At 29.4% G+C, this 929-nt stretch carries 1 protein-coding gene; it reads right to left on the bottom strand.

Features of this window, described 5'->3' with window-relative positions; genetic code table 11:
* Positions 1–52 precede the first annotated feature (52 nt).
* Positions 53–907 (bottom strand): hypothetical protein, encoded by an 855-nt coding sequence (locus AAEY83_RS12720; protein WP_025643823.1) that lies wholly within the window; start codon positions 905–907, stop codon positions 53–55.
* Positions 908–929: the final 22 nt, after the last annotated feature.

The raw sequence follows: 929 nt of genomic DNA on the forward strand, positions 1-929 counted from the left end.
CTATGATCTTAGAATGAAGCTGTTTGCTGGTATCATTAATTCCGAGCTTAAATTATGACTTTTGCAAGAGGTCTAGTTTGTCAAATTTTTCAAACCTAATACTTAGTATAGGACTAAGTAATTCAAATAACATAATATTTGTTACTTCAACCACCATTCCATTTTTTTCCACATAAGGAAATAAGAATGCCTCTTCGCTATCGATAGTAAAAAATAAGTCATTATAAATGGAGTAACTACTATCTTGATATAAGGCTTTGAAAAATTTTGTAGCTGATACTAATGGTTCAATTTTATAAAATATAAACGGATGGTTTTCTAAGTCGAAGACACTATCTAGGATATAATCTTCATCTTCATCTTCATCTTCATCTTCATCTTCATCCCCTACTAAAGTATTAACATCTTTAAATTTATCATTAATAATTTCATTTTTTGAATATAGAGTATCCCCTATCGAGTATATTTGCAAACTAGCATCTCCAAAAATATAACTATAAAATCCATTATCTTTGATAGCTTTTTGTAAGAGATCTGAGTTCGTAATTAAGTATTTTAAGGTCTCGGAGTCTATATGATTCGTCGTGATAAGTTCATCTGAAAGCTGCTTTATTTTTGCAGCACTCCAAGTGTTAGTAAATGAATCAAGTTTTAATACATTTTCTATATTGTAATCAGACGATATTTCTAAGTTTTTCCAATCATTCGTAGTCGTAAAGTTAGTATTATAATCTTCGTTAAATAAGTTTAAAAATAGAGATAAGTCAATAGGATTAGAAAGCATAGCAGATATATCGAAACTATCTTCGATAATCGATATTTTAAGAGACTCTAATGTTTCTTCAAGCCTATCTAATAGACCTCTTGCAAAAGTAGCAGAGGGAATTAAAATAAGAAGAACATTCATCGTTGTCTAAGAACCATGCCAA

It is taken from the genome of Psychrobacter sp. TB20-MNA-CIBAN-0197, assembly GCF_040309765.1.
GTDB lineage: Bacteria > Pseudomonadota > Gammaproteobacteria > Pseudomonadales > Moraxellaceae > Psychrobacter > Psychrobacter submarinus.

Bases quoted from the DNA above. Each gene is read 5' to 3' on its own strand.
- AAEY83_RS12720 (WP_025643823.1), bottom strand. From the start codon at position 907: ATGAATGTTCTTCTTATTTTAATTCCCTCTGCTACTTTTGCAAGAGGT.